This window comes from Chryseobacterium sp. RR2-3-20 (assembly GCF_017808115.1).
GTDB classification, from domain to species: domain Bacteria; phylum Bacteroidota; class Bacteroidia; order Flavobacteriales; family Weeksellaceae; genus Chryseobacterium; species Chryseobacterium oryzae.
In genome coordinates this window covers 1-17,411 of record NZ_JADQBD010000030.1, presented here as the reverse complement: position 1 = coordinate 17,411, position 17,411 = coordinate 1, and the positions used below count along the sequence as shown (strand labels likewise).

Below are 17,411 nucleotides of genomic sequence, written 5' to 3'. Positions count from 1 at the left end.
GGTGAAAAGAAAGTATTATTTCGGATTTTTACTGTTTTTATACAGTCTTCCCAATTTATACGCAAGACTTGGTGGCGGTGGTGGTAGAAGTCGGAGAAGCAGCTCTAGAAGCAGTGGAAACAGTTGGAGTTCTTCAGGTCATTCTTACAGCGGTCATTCTTCAGGAAGTGGAGGAAGTTCTTCCATCAGTCCTGTTGTAATTATCATTTTTATTGTAATCTGTATTGTTGTTTATTTCTATTTAAAGAAAAAATTTCCGAACATGTTTGGAAATACACTTACAGACAACAATCAAAATTTTGTTGATGAGTATACGGATGTTCCTTTACCGGACGGATTAGATAAAAAGAAACTCACCTTTGCATTCAGCGAAATGCAAAAAGCCTGGCAAAACAAGGATTTGAAGAATGTACGCAAATGGATGTCAGACGGTATGTATCAAAGACTTCATACCCAGATTTCTATCATGAATACCCTTTCGCAACGCAACGAGTTAAGTAATCTTAGGATAGAAAATATCCGAGTTGCCGATTTAAGAAAAGATAATGGCTATGATGTTACCGATATTGAGTTTATTTTTTCGGTTCGCGACAAATTTATAAGTGAGATTTATCCAAAATTCAATGAAGATTACAACGAAGAAAATATTGTTGAATACTGGACTTTAATCCGAAAACAAAACGTAGAAAGCAAAGATCTATACACCAGTAATAATTGCCCAAATTGTGGCGATATTTTATCGGATGATTTAGGTGAAATAAGCAGATGCAGCAGTTGCGGAACACTGATGAATAATGCTGCTTATGACTGGATTTTATGCGAAATTACACAAGAAGACGATTATGAAGGAGAACAGGATGTATTGCTGGATCAGAAATTTTTATCATTATTTACTCACGATAAAGAATTTGCAGTTCAGAAGATGGAAGACATCGCTTCCAATATCTTCATGCAGATTATGGAAGTATTTTCGGGAGGAAAAATTGATAAACTGGACAAGTTTTCAGATGAAAATACTCTTTCGCAGCTCATCAGTATGAAAAACAGTTATAATGGTATCATATTCAATCGTTTATATACCAATTTTGTAACATTGGATGATTATTCTGTTGAAGGAAATATTATTGATCTTAAATTTAAAATTTCAGCAACTTACTCTGAAGTAAAATTGGCAAACAATACAATACAAAAAGTAAATGAGCTGGAAACACAAGAGTTTTACATGACGTTATCCAGAAATAAGGATGCTGTTTTACCTTTAGAAATATCTTACAGCCACGAATGTCCGAATTGTGCTGCACCGTATGATGATACTACATTAGACAAATGCTCCTACTGTGGATCTCCATTTGTGGATAAAAGTAAAAATTGGGTTTTAACTCATTTTGAATAATTAATAATTTAAAAACAAAAAATAAACAATAAGATTATGGCAAAAAAAGTAGGAATTTTATTTGGGATGGAAGATACTTTTCCATGGGCATTTATAGATAAAGTAAACGAAATGGGCGGAGGTGAAATTATTGCCGAACCCGTTAATATTGATAAACTTGAACAAGGTGCAGATTACGGATATGCAGTTATTATCGACAGAATTTCTCAGGATGTTCCTTTTTACAGAGCATACCTGAAAAATGCAGCACTGAACGGAACGTACGTCATCAACAATCCATTTTGGTGGAGTGCCGATGAGAAATTTTTCAATAATGCATTGATGTCTAAATTGGGAATTCCTTTACCGAAAACCGTTTTATTACCCTCTCACGAAAGACCTGAAAATACTTCAGAAACCTCTTTCAGAAACCTTAAATTTCCTCACGATTGGGATTATATTTTCAATTATGTAGGATTTCCGGCATATATGAAACCTCACGATGGCGGTGGTTGGAAAAGTGTTTACAGAGTAGAAAATCCGGAAGATCTTTGGAATAAACTCAGCGAAACCGAGCAGCTTGTAATGATGGTTCAGGAAGAAATTGTATTCCAAGATTATTACAGAGTATATTGTTTGGGGCAAAAATATGTACACATAATGCCTTATGAACCGAGAAATCCTCATCATCTTAGATATGCAACCACACATCAGACTGAAGGTGAAGATTTAAAAAAATTATTAAAAACCATCCACGATTATACATTAAAGATGAATAAGGCTTTAGGATACGACTTTAATACCGTAGAATTTGCTGTAAGAGACGGCATTCCTTATGCAATCGACTTCTGTAATCCTGCCCCGGATGCTGATAAAAACTCTGTTGGAGAAGAAAATTTTGCGTGGATTGTAGAACACGCTGCCAAATTAGCTATAGAAAAAGCTAAAGAATATGTTCCCGGAAAACCAAATATTTCTTGGGGTACATTCGTGAAAGATTCTGTAAAGTAATTATCATTAAAAAAAACACAAGAAAATGCATCAATTTACTATTGGAATCGAGGAAGAATATCAGATAATTGATGTGGAAAGCCGCGATTTAATTTCTCATGTTTCTAAAATTATAGAAGGTGGAAAAGCTGTTTTAAGCGAAAACTTAAAGCACGAAATGCACGAATCTATGATTGAAATGGAAACAGGAATATGCCAAAACATTCAGGAAGCAAAAGAAGAACTTACCAATCTTAGAAGACACCTGATAAAAACAGCTCATGAACAGGGACTTCGTGTTTCTGGCGGAGGAACACACCCATTCTCCAACTGGGAACACAATACCATTACCAATGGAGAGCGATATAATAAAATTGTAGATGACATGGGTGATGTTGCACGAGGGAATCTAATTTTTGGTCTTCATGTTCACATTGGGATTCCTAATCGTGAAGAAGGAGTAAGAATTCAGAATGTAATGCGTTATTTTTTACCACACGTATATGCATTGTCTACCAACTCACCTTTTTGGATTGGCAGAAATACAGGTTTTAAATCTTACAGACAAGAGGTATTTGTAAAATTTCCTAGAACAGGTATTCCAAGCTTTTTCAATTCTCTTTCAGAATTCGACAGTTATGTTGATCTTCTTGTGAAAACAGGAACTATTGATAATGCTAAAAAAATCTGGTGGGATTTAAGAGTGCACCCTTTCTATCCTACTATTGAGTTTAGAATTTGCGACATGCCTTTAAGAATAGAAGAAACAGTATGTCTTGCAGCAATTATGCAGAGTCTTGTGGCTAAAATTTATAAACTTCATCAGCAGAATTTAAGTTTCAGAAGCTATAGAAGACTGCTTTTAAATGAAAATAAATGGCGGGCTTCTAAAGAAGGAATTCATTCTAAACTTATAGATTTCGGAAAAGAAGAATCTGTACCTTATCCTGATTTACTGAAAGAACTTTTGGAGTTTATAGATGATGTTGTAGACGATCTTGGCTGCCGAAAAGAAGTAGAATATGCCTGGAAAATTCTGGAAAACGGAACCGGAGCAGACCGACAGCTTAAAATTTACGAAGAAACCGGAGATTTGAAGAAAGTAGTAGATTACATGATTTCTGAAACTGAGTACGGAATTACCCATAGCCAAGCTGCTTTATAAATTTTTAATAACTTTGCCGAAATTTTAAAGTTATGACAGAGGTAAGAATTGCGTTGCTGGATATGAACAACAACCATGTCAATCAGGGATTTAGAAATATTAAAGAGATTTCAGAAACTTTTAAAAACGAATCTAAAGAAGAAATTTCTATAGAAACTTTTGATGTAAGGTTTAAAAATGAAATACCCAATATCGAAGATTTTGATATTTTCATTTCATCTGGCGGACCTGGAAATCCTCACAGAGAAGGACATGCATGGGAAGATAAGTTTGCCGATTTTTTGGATTCTGTTTATCGCCATAATCTTGAAAATGATCATAAAAAGTATCTTTTCCTTATTTGTCATTCTTTTCAGCTTGCAAGCATTCATTGGAAATTAGGAGATATCTGCAAAAGAAAATCCTATTCTTTCGGAGTAATGCCTGTACATAAAACGCAAGAAGGTAAAAGTGAGTTTTTGTTTAAAAATTTACCCGATCCTTTTTATGCTGTCGATTCCAGAGCTTATCAGTTTATAAAACCAGATACGGATCGTTTTGAGGAACTCGGAATGCAGATTGTTGCCATCGAAAAATTCAGACCTCATATAAATTTGGAGAGAGCGGTAATGGCTATTCGTTTTTCTGATGAAATTTTTGGCACACAGTTTCATCCTGAAGCGAATCCTGCAGGAATGATAGAAAATCTTAAAGACGAAAAAAATAAAGAAGCCATGATCGAAAATTTCGGGATGGAAAAGTATCTTGAAACAGTAGACCGCATGAATGATGAAGATAAAATCATTCTCACTCAGGCTCAGATTTTACCTCGGTTTTTACATTCAGCGAAAAGAAACATTTTAAAAAAAAATGAAATTTTAGTCTGAACAAGAAATAAAAATTAAACAAAAATCGAGCAAATTACTGCTCGATTTTTTAAATCACAAAAAAGAAGAAAAAATATGATTTCCAAATACAGAAAACAGTTTAATAAAGAATTTTCTCCGCAAAAATATGAGGAAGTTCAAAGACTTTTGATGGAAAAAAGTGGTATTCAGCCAAGTTTCAGGCTTTCAGAAAGTCCTTTATTCTTAACTAAAGAATTTGAGGCTAAATTGCTGGATGCAAGCAACAGCATTATCGAACAGATTAAAAATTTACCTGAAGGAACCCTTGAAAAAGCTATTCCGGAGAATTGCAAAGTTCCCAATGATACTCTACAGCCGCATTTTTTCACAATCGACTTTGGAATTTGCCGAAGCGAAAACGGAAACATAGAACCTCAGCTGATAGAACTTCAGGCATTTCCTTCTCTATTCGCTTTCCAAAAAGTTTTCGAAGATACCCTTTGTGAAGTTTATCCTTTTCTTTCGGATCTTCAAAATGAATTAACTTCAGAAGATTTAAAAAAATATTTATCAGAATTAATTATAGGAGAAGAAAATCCTGAAAATGTAATTTTACTGGAGATTTTTCCGGAAAAACAAAAAACTTTAATCGATTTTGTTTTAACTGAAAAACTTTTAGGCATAAAAACAGTTTGTCTTACCAAAGTAAAAAAAGAAGGCAAAAAACTTTTTTATGAAAATGAAGGAAAGAAAATTGAAATTAAAAGAATCTATAACCGAGTAATATTCGACGAATTAGATAAAATACCTAATCTTAATGTTGAATTTGATTTTCGTGAAGATGTCGATGTAAAATGGATTACCCATCCGAACTGGTTTTTCAAAATTTCTAAATTTCTTTTACCGATGCTGAATCATCAGTTTGTACCGAAAAGTTATTTCCTACATAAATTTCCAGCAGATGAAAATCTTGAAAATTTTGTTTTGAAGCCTTTATTTTCTTTTGCAGGAAGCGGAGTTAATCTAAATCCCACAAAAGAAATTACTGATGCTATACAGGATAAAGAAAATTATATTTTACAGAGAAAAGTAAATTACGAACCTATTTTTGAAGATATTAACGGAGAATTTTCAAAAGCTGAAATCCGTTTACTGTATATCTGGAGAGAAAATGACGACTACCCTATTCTTATTGAAAATCTTGGAAGAATGACGAAAGCAGCTATGGTAAATGTAGATTTCAATAAAAAAGATGCCATCTGGATTGGAAGTTCTACTGCATTTTTTGCTGAAGAATAAATCTCTCAGAAATAATAATCAGAAAAAACGGCGGCATCTTCGATGCCGCCGTTTTGTATTTATATTTTGCCATCTTCAAGCAATTCTCTTGCCTGATAATCTTGTACCAAATCTATTGCATTAGAGATAACATCACTTAATGCTGTAATAAAAGTACCCTCTTCTGCCATGCTCATCGCATGTTTCAAAGCTTCAATTTCTTTAGGGATAATTTCGTAGCTTACATCTCTTCCGGATGCCTGAATCCCGTCAATTATCAATCCGTTAATTTCTTCTTCAGTTCTTCCTCTAAGATGTTTTTCGTTGCGAATGATGATATAATCGAACATTCTTCCGGCAATAGTTCCGCAAAGTTTAATATCTTCATCTCTTCGGTCTCCCACTCCAGAGATAATTCCTATTTTTTTGGTAGATTCAACATTTTTCAGATAATCTTCAATAGCTTCATATCCTGCAGGATTGTGTGCAAAATCTATAAGAACCTTAAAGTTTTTAAACTTGAAAACATTAAGTCTTCCCGGAGTAAGCTGTGCACTTGGGATAAATGTTCTTAAAGAATTAGAAATATCTTCAATCCCAAAACCATACAGGTAACATGCTAAACTTGCTGCAAGAATATTCGCAATCATAAATTTAGCTTTTCCTTCCATGGTAATCGGGAAATCTTTTGCTTTGCCAATTCTTATTTTCCAATCGCCTTTTTTAATCGTCACAAAACCTTCTTCATAAACACAGGTTGTTCTGCCTTCTTTTGCGAATTTCTTAATGTATTCATTATTTTCATCCAAACTAAATAAAGCAACCTGACTTGGCAAATCGTTAATAATCCTCATAGAATATTCGTCATCTGCATTCATTACACTCCATCCGTTCTTCTTAACACTATCCAGAACAACTCTTTTTACTCTGGTAAGGTCTTTAAGATTATGAATATCGTTCATCCCCAAATGATCTTCTTTTATATTGGTTAAAACTCCAATATCACATTGCCCAAAACCTAGACCAGAACGTAAAATACCACCTCTCGCCGTTTCTAAAACAGCAAATTCTACGGTAGGATCTTTTAAAATAAATTCAGCCGAAATAGGACCCGTTGTATCTCCTTTTGTGAGCATGGTATTCTGAATATAAATACCATCGGAAGTTGTAAATCCTACTCTGTACCCATTGCTTTTTACGATATGTGCGATAAGTCTTGTTGTGGTTGTTTTACCATTGGTTCCTGTTACCGCAATAATTGGAATTGTAAAAGGTTTTCCCGGCGGATAAAGCATATCTACAACAGGCGCCGCAACATTCCTTGGAAGCCCCTCGCTTGGAGCAAGATGCATTCTGAAACCAGGAGCTGCATTCACTTCAATAATAGCTCCGCCGCTTTCTTTTAAAGGTTGAGTAAGATTTTCTGCCATGATATCGATTCCGCAAACATCCAAACCGATAATTTTCGAAATTCTTTCAGCCATTGTAATATTTTCAGGATGAACCATGTCGGTTACGTCTATAGATGTTCCTCCTGTAGACAGATTGGCTGTTGATTTTAAATAGACTACTTCTCCTTTTTGCGGAACAGTTTCTAATGTATAATGAAGTTTGTCTAATAATTCTAGAGTATCTTTATCTACATTGATGTCGGTTAACACATTTTCGTGCCCATATCCTCTTCTAGGATCTTCATTTTCTTTATCAATTAATTGTTGAATATTACATTCTCCATCACCCACAACATGTGCCGGAACCCTTCTGGCCGCAGCTACCATTTTATTATTAATAACCAAAACTCTGAAATCGTAGCCAGTAATATATTTTTCAACAATAACTTTTTTAGAATATTTCTGAGCGTGTTCTAACCCTATTAAAGCTGCTTCAATATCATTTACGTTAATAGATGAACCTTTACCATGATTACCATCCAAAGGTTTTATCACAACGGGAAATCCTATCTTTTTAACAACATTTTTCAAACCGCTTTCATCCATAATGAGATCTCCCATAGGAACAGGAATTGCGGCATCATGAAGCATTCTTTTGGTAAGTTCTTTATTACATGCAATATCTACGGCAATCGAACTTGTTTTTCCGGTAATTGTAGCCTGAAACCTTTCCTGATTTACCCCATAACCCAACTGAACCAAAGAATTATTACCCAATCTAATCCAAGGAATTTTTCTCGAAACGGCTTCCTCTACAATACTTCCCGTAGAAGGCCCCAATCTTACGCGTTCACGGATTTCTTTTAATTTTTGAATACAGGCATTAATATCGTATTCTTTATTTTCTATTAATGCTTCTGCAATGGCAACAGATTGTTCTGCGGCATAAATTCCTGCATTTTCTTCGATATAATCGAATACCACATTATAAACACCTGGAGTTTTGGTTTCTCTTGTTCTTCCGAAACCGGTATCCATACCTGCAAGAGTCTGAATTTCGAGAGCAATATGTTCTATCACATGTCCCATCCAAGTTCCCGTTTCAATTCTGTGAAAAAAACCACCTCTTACACCTTCCGAACAACGATGGGCTATAAGGGACGGTAAAAGTTCTTCTATTCTTTCTCTAAAACCTTCAATTTTATTGGTGGGGAAATTTTCCATTTCCTCAAGATCCAGTCTCATCTGGATTAATTTTTTTCTTCTTATACTCCAAATATTTGGACCTCGAAGTGCCTGTATTTTTTCAATTTTCATAGTTTAGTTCCGTAATTTCTTATCATTAATAAAAACATCATTTCATATCAAAGATAGTGCAAAAGATGAAAAAAATATTAAATTCTTTTGAAGATTTACGAAAAAATATATTTATTCGGTAAAAGGTTACAAATCAATTTCATTCCGATAAAAACATCAATAAATTTCATCATCAAATTATAATTTTTTAATTTTGCAACCATGAAACCTGTTGGAAAATTAATTATTATCGGCGGAGCTGTGAATAAAGGCAGCTTTACAGAAACCGATTATGATCAGAATGTAGAAAAAAATCTAAACTTTTTCGAGCGCGGAATTTTAAGAAAAATCATTACTGAATCTAAAAATAAAGAGAATTCTATTATAGAAGTAATTACAACTGCTTCGCAAATTCCACAAATTGTGGGAGCAGAATATAAAAAAGCTTTCGAGTTTTTGGGAGCAAAAAATGTGAATATTCTTGATATCCACAACCGCGAAGAAGCCAACTCTGATGCTATTGTGGCAAGAGCCAATGCAGCAGATGTGGTGATGTTTACCGGTGGAGATCAGCTGAGATTAACTTCCATACTTGGAGGTACAAGATTTCACGATGCTATTTTGCTTAAATATCAGGAGCAGGATTTTATTTATTCCGGAACTTCTGCCGGTGCAGCTGCTGCTTCAGAAAACATGATTTATCAAGGAAGCAGTTCGGAAGCCTTGCTTAAAGGTGAAATAAAAACTACGCAAGGACTTGGTCTTATAGATAATGTAATTGTAGATACCCATTTTGTACAGAGAGGAAGAATTGGCAGACTTTTTCAGGCTGTTGTAAATAATCCCAGAACTTTGGGAATTGGTTTAGGAGAAGATACCGGGCTTTTTATTCATAATGATGTGATGACAGCCGTAGGATCTGGACTGGTAATTATTGTAGACGGAAGATTTATTAAAGATACCAATCTTACCAATATTAATTTGGGAGAGCCAATTTCTATTGATAATCTTATTGTACATGTAATGTCTATGAACGATCATTATGATCTTAAAACCAAAACTCTTACTATAGAAAATTCGCAGTTTAATCCTATTCCGCAGACATAAAATTGGGTGAAATTCCGCTGAAATTTGGTTAGCAGTAGAAAATGAAAAAAATTATCTTCATTCTATCTTTACTATTTTTTGTGAAATCTTTTTCGCAAACCCATAGATTCATTTATGAGTTGCAAATAAAATCTAACTCCCAAATTCCCAAAACAAATATGGTTTTGGATATTGACAAAGAGTATGTAAAGTTTTATGATTATGATTTTATTAAAAATGACTCGTTAAGCAAAAAAACGGGACACAATTATCAAACAAATACACAAACAGACCAGCTCATTCTAAGGAAAATTAATACGTTTGAAAACAAAGCCTTTCACGACAATATGTTTGATTACTTTGTAATCAGCTCCAAAGATGAAATGATTTGGAAAATTGATAATGACACCAAAAAAGTAGGTGAATATACTTTGCAAAAAGCAACCACCAATTTTGGTGGCAGAAACTGGACCGCCTGGTTTTGTCCAAGTATACTATTCCAGGAAGGACCATATAAATTTCGTGGACTTCCCGGTTTAATTTTTCAACTGAGTGACGACAAAAACAATTTTGAATACTCACTGGTAAAAAGCACAAACCTTAATGAAACTTTCGATACCAGCAATTTTTTAGAAACTCATTATGGAATAAAACCGGTTTCTGTAAATTTAAAACAATTTTACAAGGTAAAACTCGATTATTATCATGATCCTGTTTCTGAAATGAGAAACAACCTGAAAAATGGAGGTACAATTATTATTAACGGAAGTAAAATAACAAGTCAGGAACAGCTGGATCAACAGAGGAAATTCGTACAGGAAAATATAAAAAAATATTATTATCCTATTGAACTGGATAAAGCTATTCCTTATCCTAATTAATCTTCAGTTTTAATTGTATTGAGCTTGGCTTAAATACTATATTACTCATCATCTCTCAAAAAAATTCTTATGAAAATCATCATCCACGGAGGATTTTTCTCCGAAAGCGACCAAAGTAAAGACACAAAGATTGCCAAGCAAAACTCTTTAAAAAGTATTGTTGAAAAGTCTTTTGAATATTTAAAAAATCATTCGGCAGTAGAAACGGTTGCGTATGCGGTATCTCTTCTGGAAGATGATGAACTTTTTAATGCAGGAATAGGTTCGCAAATTCAAAGTGATGGAGTTATAAGAATGAGTGCAGCCTTAATGGACGGTACTACTCAAAAAATGAGCGGAGTAATTAATATTGAAGATGTAAAAAACCCAATATTTGTAGCCCAGAAACTCATGAAAGAAGACGACAGAGTTTTAGGCGGAAGCGGAGCCAAAAAATACGCTTCTGAAAACGGATTCGAAAACTTTTCTACAGAAATTCCTCAACGCAGAAAAGAATATGAAGAAAAGCTAAAAAATGGAGGAAAAGGAACAGTTGGCTGTGTCGCTTTGGATAAAGATTTTAAACTTGCAGTGGCAACTTCTACAGGAGGAAAAGGTTTCGAAATTCCCGGAAGAATATCAGATTCTGCCACTGTTGCAGGAAATTACGCCAACGAATTCTGTGCCGTAAGCTGTACCGGTGTAGGCGAAGATATTGTAAGCAATGCAACGGCTGCCAAAATAGTAACCCGAGTTACAGATGGCTTAAATTTAAAAGAAGCTTTTGATAAAACATTTACCGAATTAAAAACTATTGACGGTTTTGCGGGTGCCATTGCCATAGATAAAAACGGAAATCTATACCATCAGGAGTCTTATCCTACAATGGTATTTGCAAGCTACGATGGAAATCAGTTTGAAATATTCTAATAAAATTAACATTTTTTTATTATTACCCTTTTGTTTTTTGGCACACATTTTACATAGTTATTATTAATAAATTTAAAAATAACAATTAAAAAATCAGAAATCATGGGAAATAAAACAAACGGACTTTTAGCTTTATTAGGATTAGGTGCTTTAGCGTATTGGAAATACAAAAAATCTACTCCAGAACAACAACAAGCGGTGAAAGATAAGATTAATAATGCAAAAGATAACATCAACAAATGGGGTAATGATCTAAAAGACAAAGCCAATGATGTTGTTTCTCAGGCACAGAACAAATTTGATGAAGCAAAAACTAAAGTAGAAGATACAGCTTCAAACATTTAAAATCTACGATATATATATTATTCAAAAAATTCATATATACAGAAAAAGTCATCAATTCGATGACTTTTTTTGTGCTTTTAGGGCATATACCATTGGGATTTTATTCCCAAATTTTATTGTTCGCCATTTGCCTTTTTCAAATTCTTCTATATGTTTAAAACATGGATAAGGCGACCAGTCTAACTCTTTAAAGATTTGAATTTCCAAATTTTCGTTAATTAAATTATGAAAAACTTCAGAAAGAGAATGATTCCACATTACATAATCCTGTACAATATCGGCTGAAAAATCTGCATAAGTTCCTTCGTATGTTTCAGCAATGGGCTTTTCGTTGAAATAGTTATAAGAAACATTTTCAAAATCATCATCATACATCCAAACCACAGGATGAAATTCTGCCATAATAAATTCGCCGCCCGGCTTTATATATTTACTTACAACTTTTGCCCATTTTTCAAGATCAGGAAGCCAACCTATTGTTCCATAGCTTGTAAATACAATGTCGAATTTCTTATCTAAAACATTCGGTAGATCATAAATATCCGAGCAAATAAATTCTACTTTTTGGTTACACTTTTCAGCAAGATTCTTCTCGCCTTCGATTGCTTTATCCGAAAGATCTACCGCTGTAACGTTCGCTCCCATTCTTGAAAGTGATATTGAATCCTGACCAAAATGACACTGAAGATGAAGAATAGATTTACCTTCAATATTCCCCAACAGTTCTAATTCTATGGAGTTTAAAGAGGTACGCCCATTTAAAAATTCTTCCACAAAATAAAAATCTGACTGAAGATGTGCATCCACCTTTGCATTCCATGATTTTCTGTTTATTTCAAGGTAATCTTCCATTTTTACTTTTCTTGTAAAAATAAGAAATTTATAAACTTATTTGTATGTTCCACATAAAAAAAACCTGCATCGAAGCAGGTTTAGAATTACAATTATATAGGAAGTTGTGCTTTTTCATACACCAATCCTTTTTCTTTAAGTTCGAGCCAGAATTGCTTAGGAATTTCTTTCTTCCAAGCTTTGATATTATCTTTTACCTGTTCCGGTTTGCTGGCTCCGGGAATTATGGATGCAAATTCGTCGGCAGACAAAACAAACTGTAATGCAGCATCTACAATGCTAATATTATATTTCGAAGCAATTTCTGAAATCTGATTTCTTTTCTCTGTCATTCCTTTAGGAATAACATCTTTATAATTATACCGATCTCTCCCGTTGATAAATCCTGAATTATATCCCGCTCCGGAAACTAACTTTACACCAGCTTTTTTTACTGCAGGTAACAATCTATCTACAGCGTCTTCATGTTCCAAGATAGAATATTGTGTGGCAGATAAGCAAATATCTGGATCTGCACATTCCAGACAATCTAATATAGGTTCTATTTTATTAACACCCATTCCCCAGGCTTTAATTATCCCTTGATCTCTTAAATCTGATAAAACTTTAAAAGCTCCCTTTTTAGCCTGTTCCAAAAAATAATCATACCTGTCTCCTACCTGATCTTCGGATAAATCGTGAACATACACAATGTCGATATGAGTTAAACCCGTCCTTTTTAAACTTTCATCAATAGATTTTTTAATTGCATTTGCAGTATAATTATGCTCAAAATCGAAATTCAATGGATCTTTCCACATTGTTTTTGGGACTTCGTCTGCTGAAACTTCTGTAAAAAGCCTTCCCACTTTGGTAGAGAAAACAAAATCTCCTCGTTTTTTCGTCTTTAAAAATTCTCCAAATCTTCTCTCACTCTTTGTAAGCCCATACCATGGAGAAGTGTCGTAATATCTTATTCCTTCATTCCAGGCTTTATTTAAAATTTCGAACGACTGTTCATCCGTCAGTTTTTCGAAAGCAGTTCCTATTGCAACTCCACCTAATCCCAGCTCGTGTTCTTTTCGTAAAATGTCTTTACTCATAATCAATATTTGTTTAGTGTTTCTAAAAGAGTACAAACTTCGTGCAGATTGTAGTTTCCTATTTTTAAAATTTAGTAAAGCTGATTGAGTTTTAAGTGAACAAAAAAATCGCTCATTCTAAGAAAAGCGATTACATTTATATTTTTTATTTTAGAATTTAACCTAAAAACTCATCAAGAGAAACTGTCTTTTGTTCACCAATTTCAAGGTTTTTAAAAGTTACCGTTCTGTTTTTAATTTCCTCTTCGCCTAAAAAAACAAGATTTTTTATGCCTTTCTTTTCAGCGTAAGTGAATTGTTTGTTGATTTTTGCATTTTCAGGATAAAGTTCAGCAGAAATTCCTTTTTCTCTCAACTGAATAATCAATTTTAAAGCTTCAATAGTTTCTTCACCACCAAAATTTGCAAAGAGATATTCAACATTAGATGTGGCTTCTTCAGGGAAAAGGTTCAGTTCTTCCATTACCAAATAAATCCTGTCAAGACCGAAAGAAATCCCAATTCCCGGAACGTTTTTCACCCCGAAAACTTCAGTAAGATTATCATATCTTCCACCTCCGCCGATAGAACCCATTTGTGCTTCGTCTGCTTTCACTTCAAAAATTGCTCCCGTGTAATAATCTAAACCACGAGCTAAAGTAATATCAAAAACAAGATTCTGAATATCAACACCAATATTTAAAGATTGGGTAATAACAAATTCTAGTTCTTCAACACCTTTTAAGCCAATTTCATTGCCTGCAAATTTTTCTTTCAACTGAAGAAGATTTTCTAAAGCATCATCAGATTGATTAAAAAGGAAATCCAGTTTATTAATAGAATCCTGAGCAATTCCTCTTTCTAAAAGTTCTTTTACCACTCCTTCTTTACCAATTTTATCTAATTTATCTAGAGCTACAGTAAAATCGATTAGTTTGTCGGTAATTCCTGCATATTCTGCTAATCCTGAAAGGATTTTTCTGTTGTTGATATGAATTGTCACTGAAACTTTTAGTTCAGCAAAAGATTTTAGATATAATTGTACCAAATCTACTTCCTGCAAAAGACTTTCGCTTCCTACAACATCTGCATCGCATTGGTAAAATTCTCTGAATCTGCCTTTTTGAGGTCGGTCTGCTCTCCAAACCGGTTGAATTTGGTAACGTTTATATGGAAATGTTAATTTCCCATGATTCATGGCGACAAATCTTGCAAAAGGTACTGTTAAGTCGTAACGAAGAGCTTTATCGGTAAGATTTTCAGAGCTGAAAGGTTTTTCTAACGCTCTTTGAAAATCATTAAGCATTTGCGTTTTTTTATCATCTTTAGCCTCATTAATGCTTGAATTCAGAATCTTAAAAATAAGACGATCTCCTTCTTCGCCATATTTCCCGGTGAGTGTTGAAAGATTTTCGAAACTTGGTGTTTCCAAAGGCTGAAAACCAAAGAGCTCGAAATTTTTCTGTAGTATATTGATGATGTATTTTCTTCTTGAAACTTCCAGCGATGTAAAATCTCTGGTTCCTTTTGCTAAACCTGGCTTCATTTTTTATAAATGATTGATTATTATTAACTGCAAAAATAAGCAATCGCAGGGACTTTTAAATCAATAAAAACTTCACAAGTAAATTTTTTGATGATTAAACGCTGTCTAAAATTTCCAAAATTTCTTCGCCATAATTTTCAATCTTATGTTTTCCGAAACCTTTAATGTCTAAAAGCTCTTCTTTCTTTGCCGGTTTGTATTTTGCTACAGAAATTAATTCTTTATTGGTTGCACTAAAATAAGTGGGAAGATTCTGTTCTTTTGCTTTTTCGGATCTCCAAAGCTTCAAAGCTTCCAAAATTTCTATTTCATCGTTGTTTAAGTCTTCATTTTCTGCGGAATATTTCAAACTTTTAGGCTCTTTTATTGTTGTTTTGGTAACATCTTCCAAATTATTAAAGTAGATCAAAACAGACCAGAACTGCTCATTCTGAACGAATGCGGTTTCAGCTTTAATAATTTCATGAGATTTCAAAAAAATATCAACTATTTTTTGATCTTCCAACAGATGCTCATCATCAATTCGGATTTTTAAAACTTTAATTTTCATGTTATTATGATTTTAAAGTTCATAGATTATTTACTCCCTAAAAGAAGCAGTTCTTCTACTCTTATCTCGGTAATATATCTTTTTGTACCGTCTTTATCTTCGTAAGATCTGTAGGTAATTTTACCTTCAATAGCGATTTCTTTTCCTTTAGGAACATATTTCTGAAAAATTTCGGCTGTTTTCCCATACGCAACCAAACTGTGCCATTGAGTTTCTTCTACTTTTTCGCCTTTTGCATTGGTATAATGATCGTTAGTAGCCAATGATACCGAAGCTTTTATTCCTCCATTTTCGAAGTTAATCATTTCAACCTCTTTTCCTGTGTAACCAATTAATGTTACTTTGTTTCTTAGTGACATAACTTTATTTTTTTAAATTATTAAACTCAGATAAGAGACGTTCACTGTTTTCTCTAATCTCTGTTGCAAAGATTGCGAGATTGAAAAAAATTAATCGGTAGTAAAACATTTAAATACGTTTGTAAACGTTTGAAAATGGTTTTATTGCTAATTATCAACAACTTTAAAAAAAAAAAAAAAAACGATAGTATTAAATTTTATCTAATGGAGACTGTACATTCTTAACAGATTTAGCTACATGGGTGTAAATAAGAGTGGTTTTGATATCATTATGTCCTAACAGTTTTTGAATTAGAGAAATATCAGTACCAAATTCTAGTAGATGAGTTGCGTAACTGTGTCTTAGTGCATGTATACCTACCGTTTTATTAATTTTAGCTTTTTTCATTGCAGTTTTGAAAATCTGCTGTACACTTCTTATGGTGTACTGACCTCCGTATTGTCCTTCAAAAAGATATTTTTGAGGCTTAAATTCTTCTTGATAAACTTTTAAATCATCTAAAACACTATCCGGAAGATTTACGTAACGATCTTTTTTACCTTTAGAATTTTCGATAAAAACCCGTTTTTTACTACTGCTTATATCCTCAACTTTTAAATTGACGATTTCGCTTACACGAAGTCCCATTCCGTAACAAAGCTTAATGACAAGTCGATGTTTTGGATTTTCGGTAACTTTCAAAATATTTTTGATGTCTTCCTGATCCAGATATTTTGGCAAAATTTGTTTCTTTTTAGGCCTTGGAATTTCCAAAAGCATTTTTTCTCTTCGCAAAACTTTTTCGAAATAAAATTTCAGAGCATTCATTCTGCTATGAATTTGATTTTCTGACAATTCTAAAGTCTGATGGCAATACAACAAATAACTCCTTATTTTTTCTACAGACAGACTCTGAACAGGGAAATCTTTAAGGATATAAAGCAGTTGTGCAAATTCTACAGTATAGGTTTTTAGCGTATTTTGGCTGTAACCTTTAAGAATAATATGTTCCTGAAAACGTTTTAGTTCAGGTAAATTAATAGTGCCAATTTTCATCAAAACATCTTTCCCGATAACTTGTTTTTCAATTCCGAACAGACTTCTGTTAAAATTATTATCGGCAACATACCAGCATTTTTGAGAATTACTCCAAAAAGATTTTGTGGTTTGCTTGAGAATTCTGATAAGGTTAAAATTTTTCTCAAATTTCACCCATATCACTTTTTTATCTTTGTGACTTCCCAATTCAGTTTGAAAAAAGTCAGTATGAAAATCAGTTGAAGAACCTTCCATAAGTTATACAAAATACGAATTGCGTATTTTGTATAACAAATATAAAAATTACATTTAATTATCTCTCTAACAAAGCTTTAATAAAATATAACTTTTTCTTGTTAATTTCTAAAACTTTCGTATATTTGGGAGTTACCTGCAATTTTATCCAAAAAACCGCACAATGAGTGAATTAAATAAATTTTATTTAGAATATGGTAAATTTATCATTCACTTTGAAAACATTAATT

The 17,411-nt window shown here is 33.3% G+C and carries 16 protein-coding genes; 9 read left to right on the top strand and 7 right to left on the bottom strand.

Annotated features, from left to right (window positions below; genetic code table 11):
- The first annotated feature begins 1 nt into the window (after position 1).
- From IV513_RS08625 to IV513_RS08605, 5 genes are all read left to right on the top strand, one after another.
- Positions 2 to 1,393, top strand: coding sequence for a TIM44-like domain-containing protein (locus IV513_RS08625; RefSeq protein ID WP_209390174.1), 1,392 nt, complete (start codon positions 2 to 4; stop codon positions 1,391 to 1,393).
- Between the two features lie 36 nt (positions 1,394 to 1,429).
- Positions 1,430 to 2,383 (top strand): RimK family alpha-L-glutamate ligase, encoded by a 954-nt coding sequence (locus tag IV513_RS08620; RefSeq protein ID WP_209390173.1) that lies wholly within the window; start codon positions 1,430 to 1,432, stop codon positions 2,381 to 2,383.
- Positions 2,384 to 2,408: 25 nt separating this feature from the next.
- Entirely contained in the window at positions 2,409 to 3,527 is a 1,119-nt protein-coding gene (locus IV513_RS08615) for a carboxylate-amine ligase (protein WP_209390172.1), read from the top strand.
- 32 nt (positions 3,528 to 3,559) lie between these two features.
- A complete protein-coding gene (locus tag IV513_RS08610; RefSeq protein WP_209390171.1) occupies positions 3,560 to 4,393 on the top strand; it encodes a type 1 glutamine amidotransferase in 834 nt (277 codons plus the stop codon).
- Positions 4,394 to 4,468: 75 nt separating this feature from the next.
- Positions 4,469 to 5,653, top strand: coding sequence for a hypothetical protein (locus IV513_RS08605; protein WP_209390170.1), 1,185 nt, complete (start codon positions 4,469 to 4,471; stop codon positions 5,651 to 5,653).
- Positions 5,654 to 5,712: 59 nt separating this feature from the next.
- Here IV513_RS08605 and cphA read toward each other — a convergent pair whose 3' ends face one another.
- On the bottom strand, positions 5,713 to 8,340 hold the full coding sequence (cphA, locus tag IV513_RS08600) for a cyanophycin synthetase (protein WP_209390169.1): 2,628 nt from the start codon (positions 8,338 to 8,340) through the stop codon (positions 5,713 to 5,715).
- 201 nt (positions 8,341 to 8,541) lie between these two features.
- Here cphA and IV513_RS08595 point away from each other — a divergent pair, with 201 nt between their 5' ends.
- The 4 genes from IV513_RS08595 (at position 8,542) to IV513_RS08580 (ending at position 11,540) form a co-directional block, all read left to right on the top strand.
- A complete protein-coding gene (locus tag IV513_RS08595) occupies positions 8,542 to 9,426 on the top strand; it encodes a cyanophycinase (protein ID WP_209390168.1) in 885 nt (294 codons plus the stop codon).
- Between the two features lie 41 nt (positions 9,427 to 9,467).
- Positions 9,468 to 10,286, top strand: a complete 819-nt coding sequence (locus IV513_RS08590; protein ID WP_209390167.1) for a GLPGLI family protein — start codon at positions 9,468 to 9,470, stop codon at positions 10,284 to 10,286.
- A 69-nt stretch (positions 10,287 to 10,355) separates the two neighbouring features.
- Positions 10,356 to 11,195: an isoaspartyl peptidase/L-asparaginase gene (locus tag IV513_RS08585; RefSeq protein ID WP_209390166.1), complete on the top strand. Its 840-nt coding sequence runs from the start codon at positions 10,356 to 10,358 to the stop codon at positions 11,193 to 11,195.
- Positions 11,196 to 11,297: 102 nt separating this feature from the next.
- Entirely contained in the window at positions 11,298 to 11,540 is a 243-nt protein-coding gene (locus tag IV513_RS08580; RefSeq protein ID WP_209390165.1) for a YtxH domain-containing protein, read from the top strand.
- 51 nt (positions 11,541 to 11,591) lie between these two features.
- Here the strand turns inward: IV513_RS08580 and IV513_RS08575 are convergent, their stop codons facing one another.
- From IV513_RS08575 to IV513_RS08550, 6 genes are all read right to left on the bottom strand, one after another.
- A complete protein-coding gene (locus IV513_RS08575; RefSeq protein ID WP_209390164.1) occupies positions 11,592 to 12,392 on the bottom strand; it encodes a bifunctional 2-polyprenyl-6-hydroxyphenol methylase/3-demethylubiquinol 3-O-methyltransferase UbiG in 801 nt (266 codons plus the stop codon).
- Between the two features lie 92 nt (positions 12,393 to 12,484).
- A complete protein-coding gene (locus tag IV513_RS08570) occupies positions 12,485 to 13,474 on the bottom strand; it encodes an aldo/keto reductase (RefSeq protein WP_209390163.1) in 990 nt (329 codons plus the stop codon).
- Between the two features lie 157 nt (positions 13,475 to 13,631).
- Positions 13,632 to 14,999, bottom strand: a complete 1,368-nt coding sequence (hisS, locus tag IV513_RS08565) for a histidine--tRNA ligase (protein ID WP_209390162.1) — start codon at positions 14,997 to 14,999, stop codon at positions 13,632 to 13,634.
- Positions 15,000 to 15,093: 94 nt separating this feature from the next.
- Positions 15,094 to 15,549 carry an HRDC domain-containing protein gene (locus IV513_RS08560; RefSeq protein ID WP_209390161.1) on the bottom strand — a complete coding sequence of 152 codons (456 nt, stop codon included), beginning with the start codon at positions 15,547 to 15,549 and terminating at the stop codon, positions 15,094 to 15,096.
- 26 nt (positions 15,550 to 15,575) lie between these two features.
- Complete coding sequence (locus IV513_RS08555) at positions 15,576 to 15,908, bottom strand: single-stranded DNA-binding protein (RefSeq protein WP_209390160.1); 333 nt, start codon at positions 15,906 to 15,908, stop codon at positions 15,576 to 15,578.
- Between the two features lie 190 nt (positions 15,909 to 16,098).
- The gene (locus tag IV513_RS08550; protein ID WP_209390159.1) at positions 16,099 to 17,181 is read right to left on the bottom strand and encodes a tyrosine-type recombinase/integrase; all 1,083 of its coding nucleotides are present in this window, start codon (positions 17,179 to 17,181) and stop codon (positions 16,099 to 16,101) included.
- Positions 17,182 to 17,411: the final 230 nt, after the last annotated feature.

Coding starts and splice junctions, on each gene's coding strand:
- IV513_RS08620 (WP_209390173.1), top strand. CDS start 1,430: ATGGCAAAAAAAGTAGGAATTTTATTTGGGATGGAAGATACTTTTCCA.
- IV513_RS08615 (WP_209390172.1), top strand. CDS start 2,409: ATGCATCAATTTACTATTGGAATCGAGGAAGAATATCAGATAATTGAT.
- IV513_RS08610 (WP_209390171.1), top strand. CDS start 3,560: ATGACAGAGGTAAGAATTGCGTTGCTGGATATGAACAACAACCATGTC.
- IV513_RS08605 (WP_209390170.1), top strand. CDS start 4,469: ATGATTTCCAAATACAGAAAACAGTTTAATAAAGAATTTTCTCCGCAA.
- cphA (WP_209390169.1), bottom strand. CDS start 8,340: ATGAAAATTGAAAAAATACAGGCACTTCGAGGTCCAAATATTTGGAGT.
- IV513_RS08595 (WP_209390168.1), top strand. CDS start 8,542: ATGAAACCTGTTGGAAAATTAATTATTATCGGCGGAGCTGTGAATAAA.
- IV513_RS08590 (WP_209390167.1), top strand. CDS start 9,468: ATGAAAAAAATTATCTTCATTCTATCTTTACTATTTTTTGTGAAATCT.
- IV513_RS08585 (WP_209390166.1), top strand. CDS start 10,356: ATGAAAATCATCATCCACGGAGGATTTTTCTCCGAAAGCGACCAAAGT.
- IV513_RS08580 (WP_209390165.1), top strand. CDS start 11,298: ATGGGAAATAAAACAAACGGACTTTTAGCTTTATTAGGATTAGGTGCT.
- IV513_RS08575 (WP_209390164.1), bottom strand. CDS start 12,392: ATGGAAGATTACCTTGAAATAAACAGAAAATCATGGAATGCAAAGGTG.
- IV513_RS08570 (WP_209390163.1), bottom strand. CDS start 13,474: ATGAGTAAAGACATTTTACGAAAAGAACACGAGCTGGGATTAGGTGGA.
- hisS (WP_209390162.1), bottom strand. CDS start 14,999: ATGAAGCCAGGTTTAGCAAAAGGAACCAGAGATTTTACATCGCTGGAA.
- IV513_RS08560 (WP_209390161.1), bottom strand. CDS start 15,549: ATGAAAATTAAAGTTTTAAAAATCCGAATTGATGATGAGCATCTGTTG.
- IV513_RS08555 (WP_209390160.1), bottom strand. CDS start 15,908: ATGTCACTAAGAAACAAAGTAACATTAATTGGTTACACAGGAAAAGAG.
- IV513_RS08550 (WP_209390159.1), bottom strand. CDS start 17,181: ATGGAAGGTTCTTCAACTGATTTTCATACTGACTTTTTTCAAACTGAA.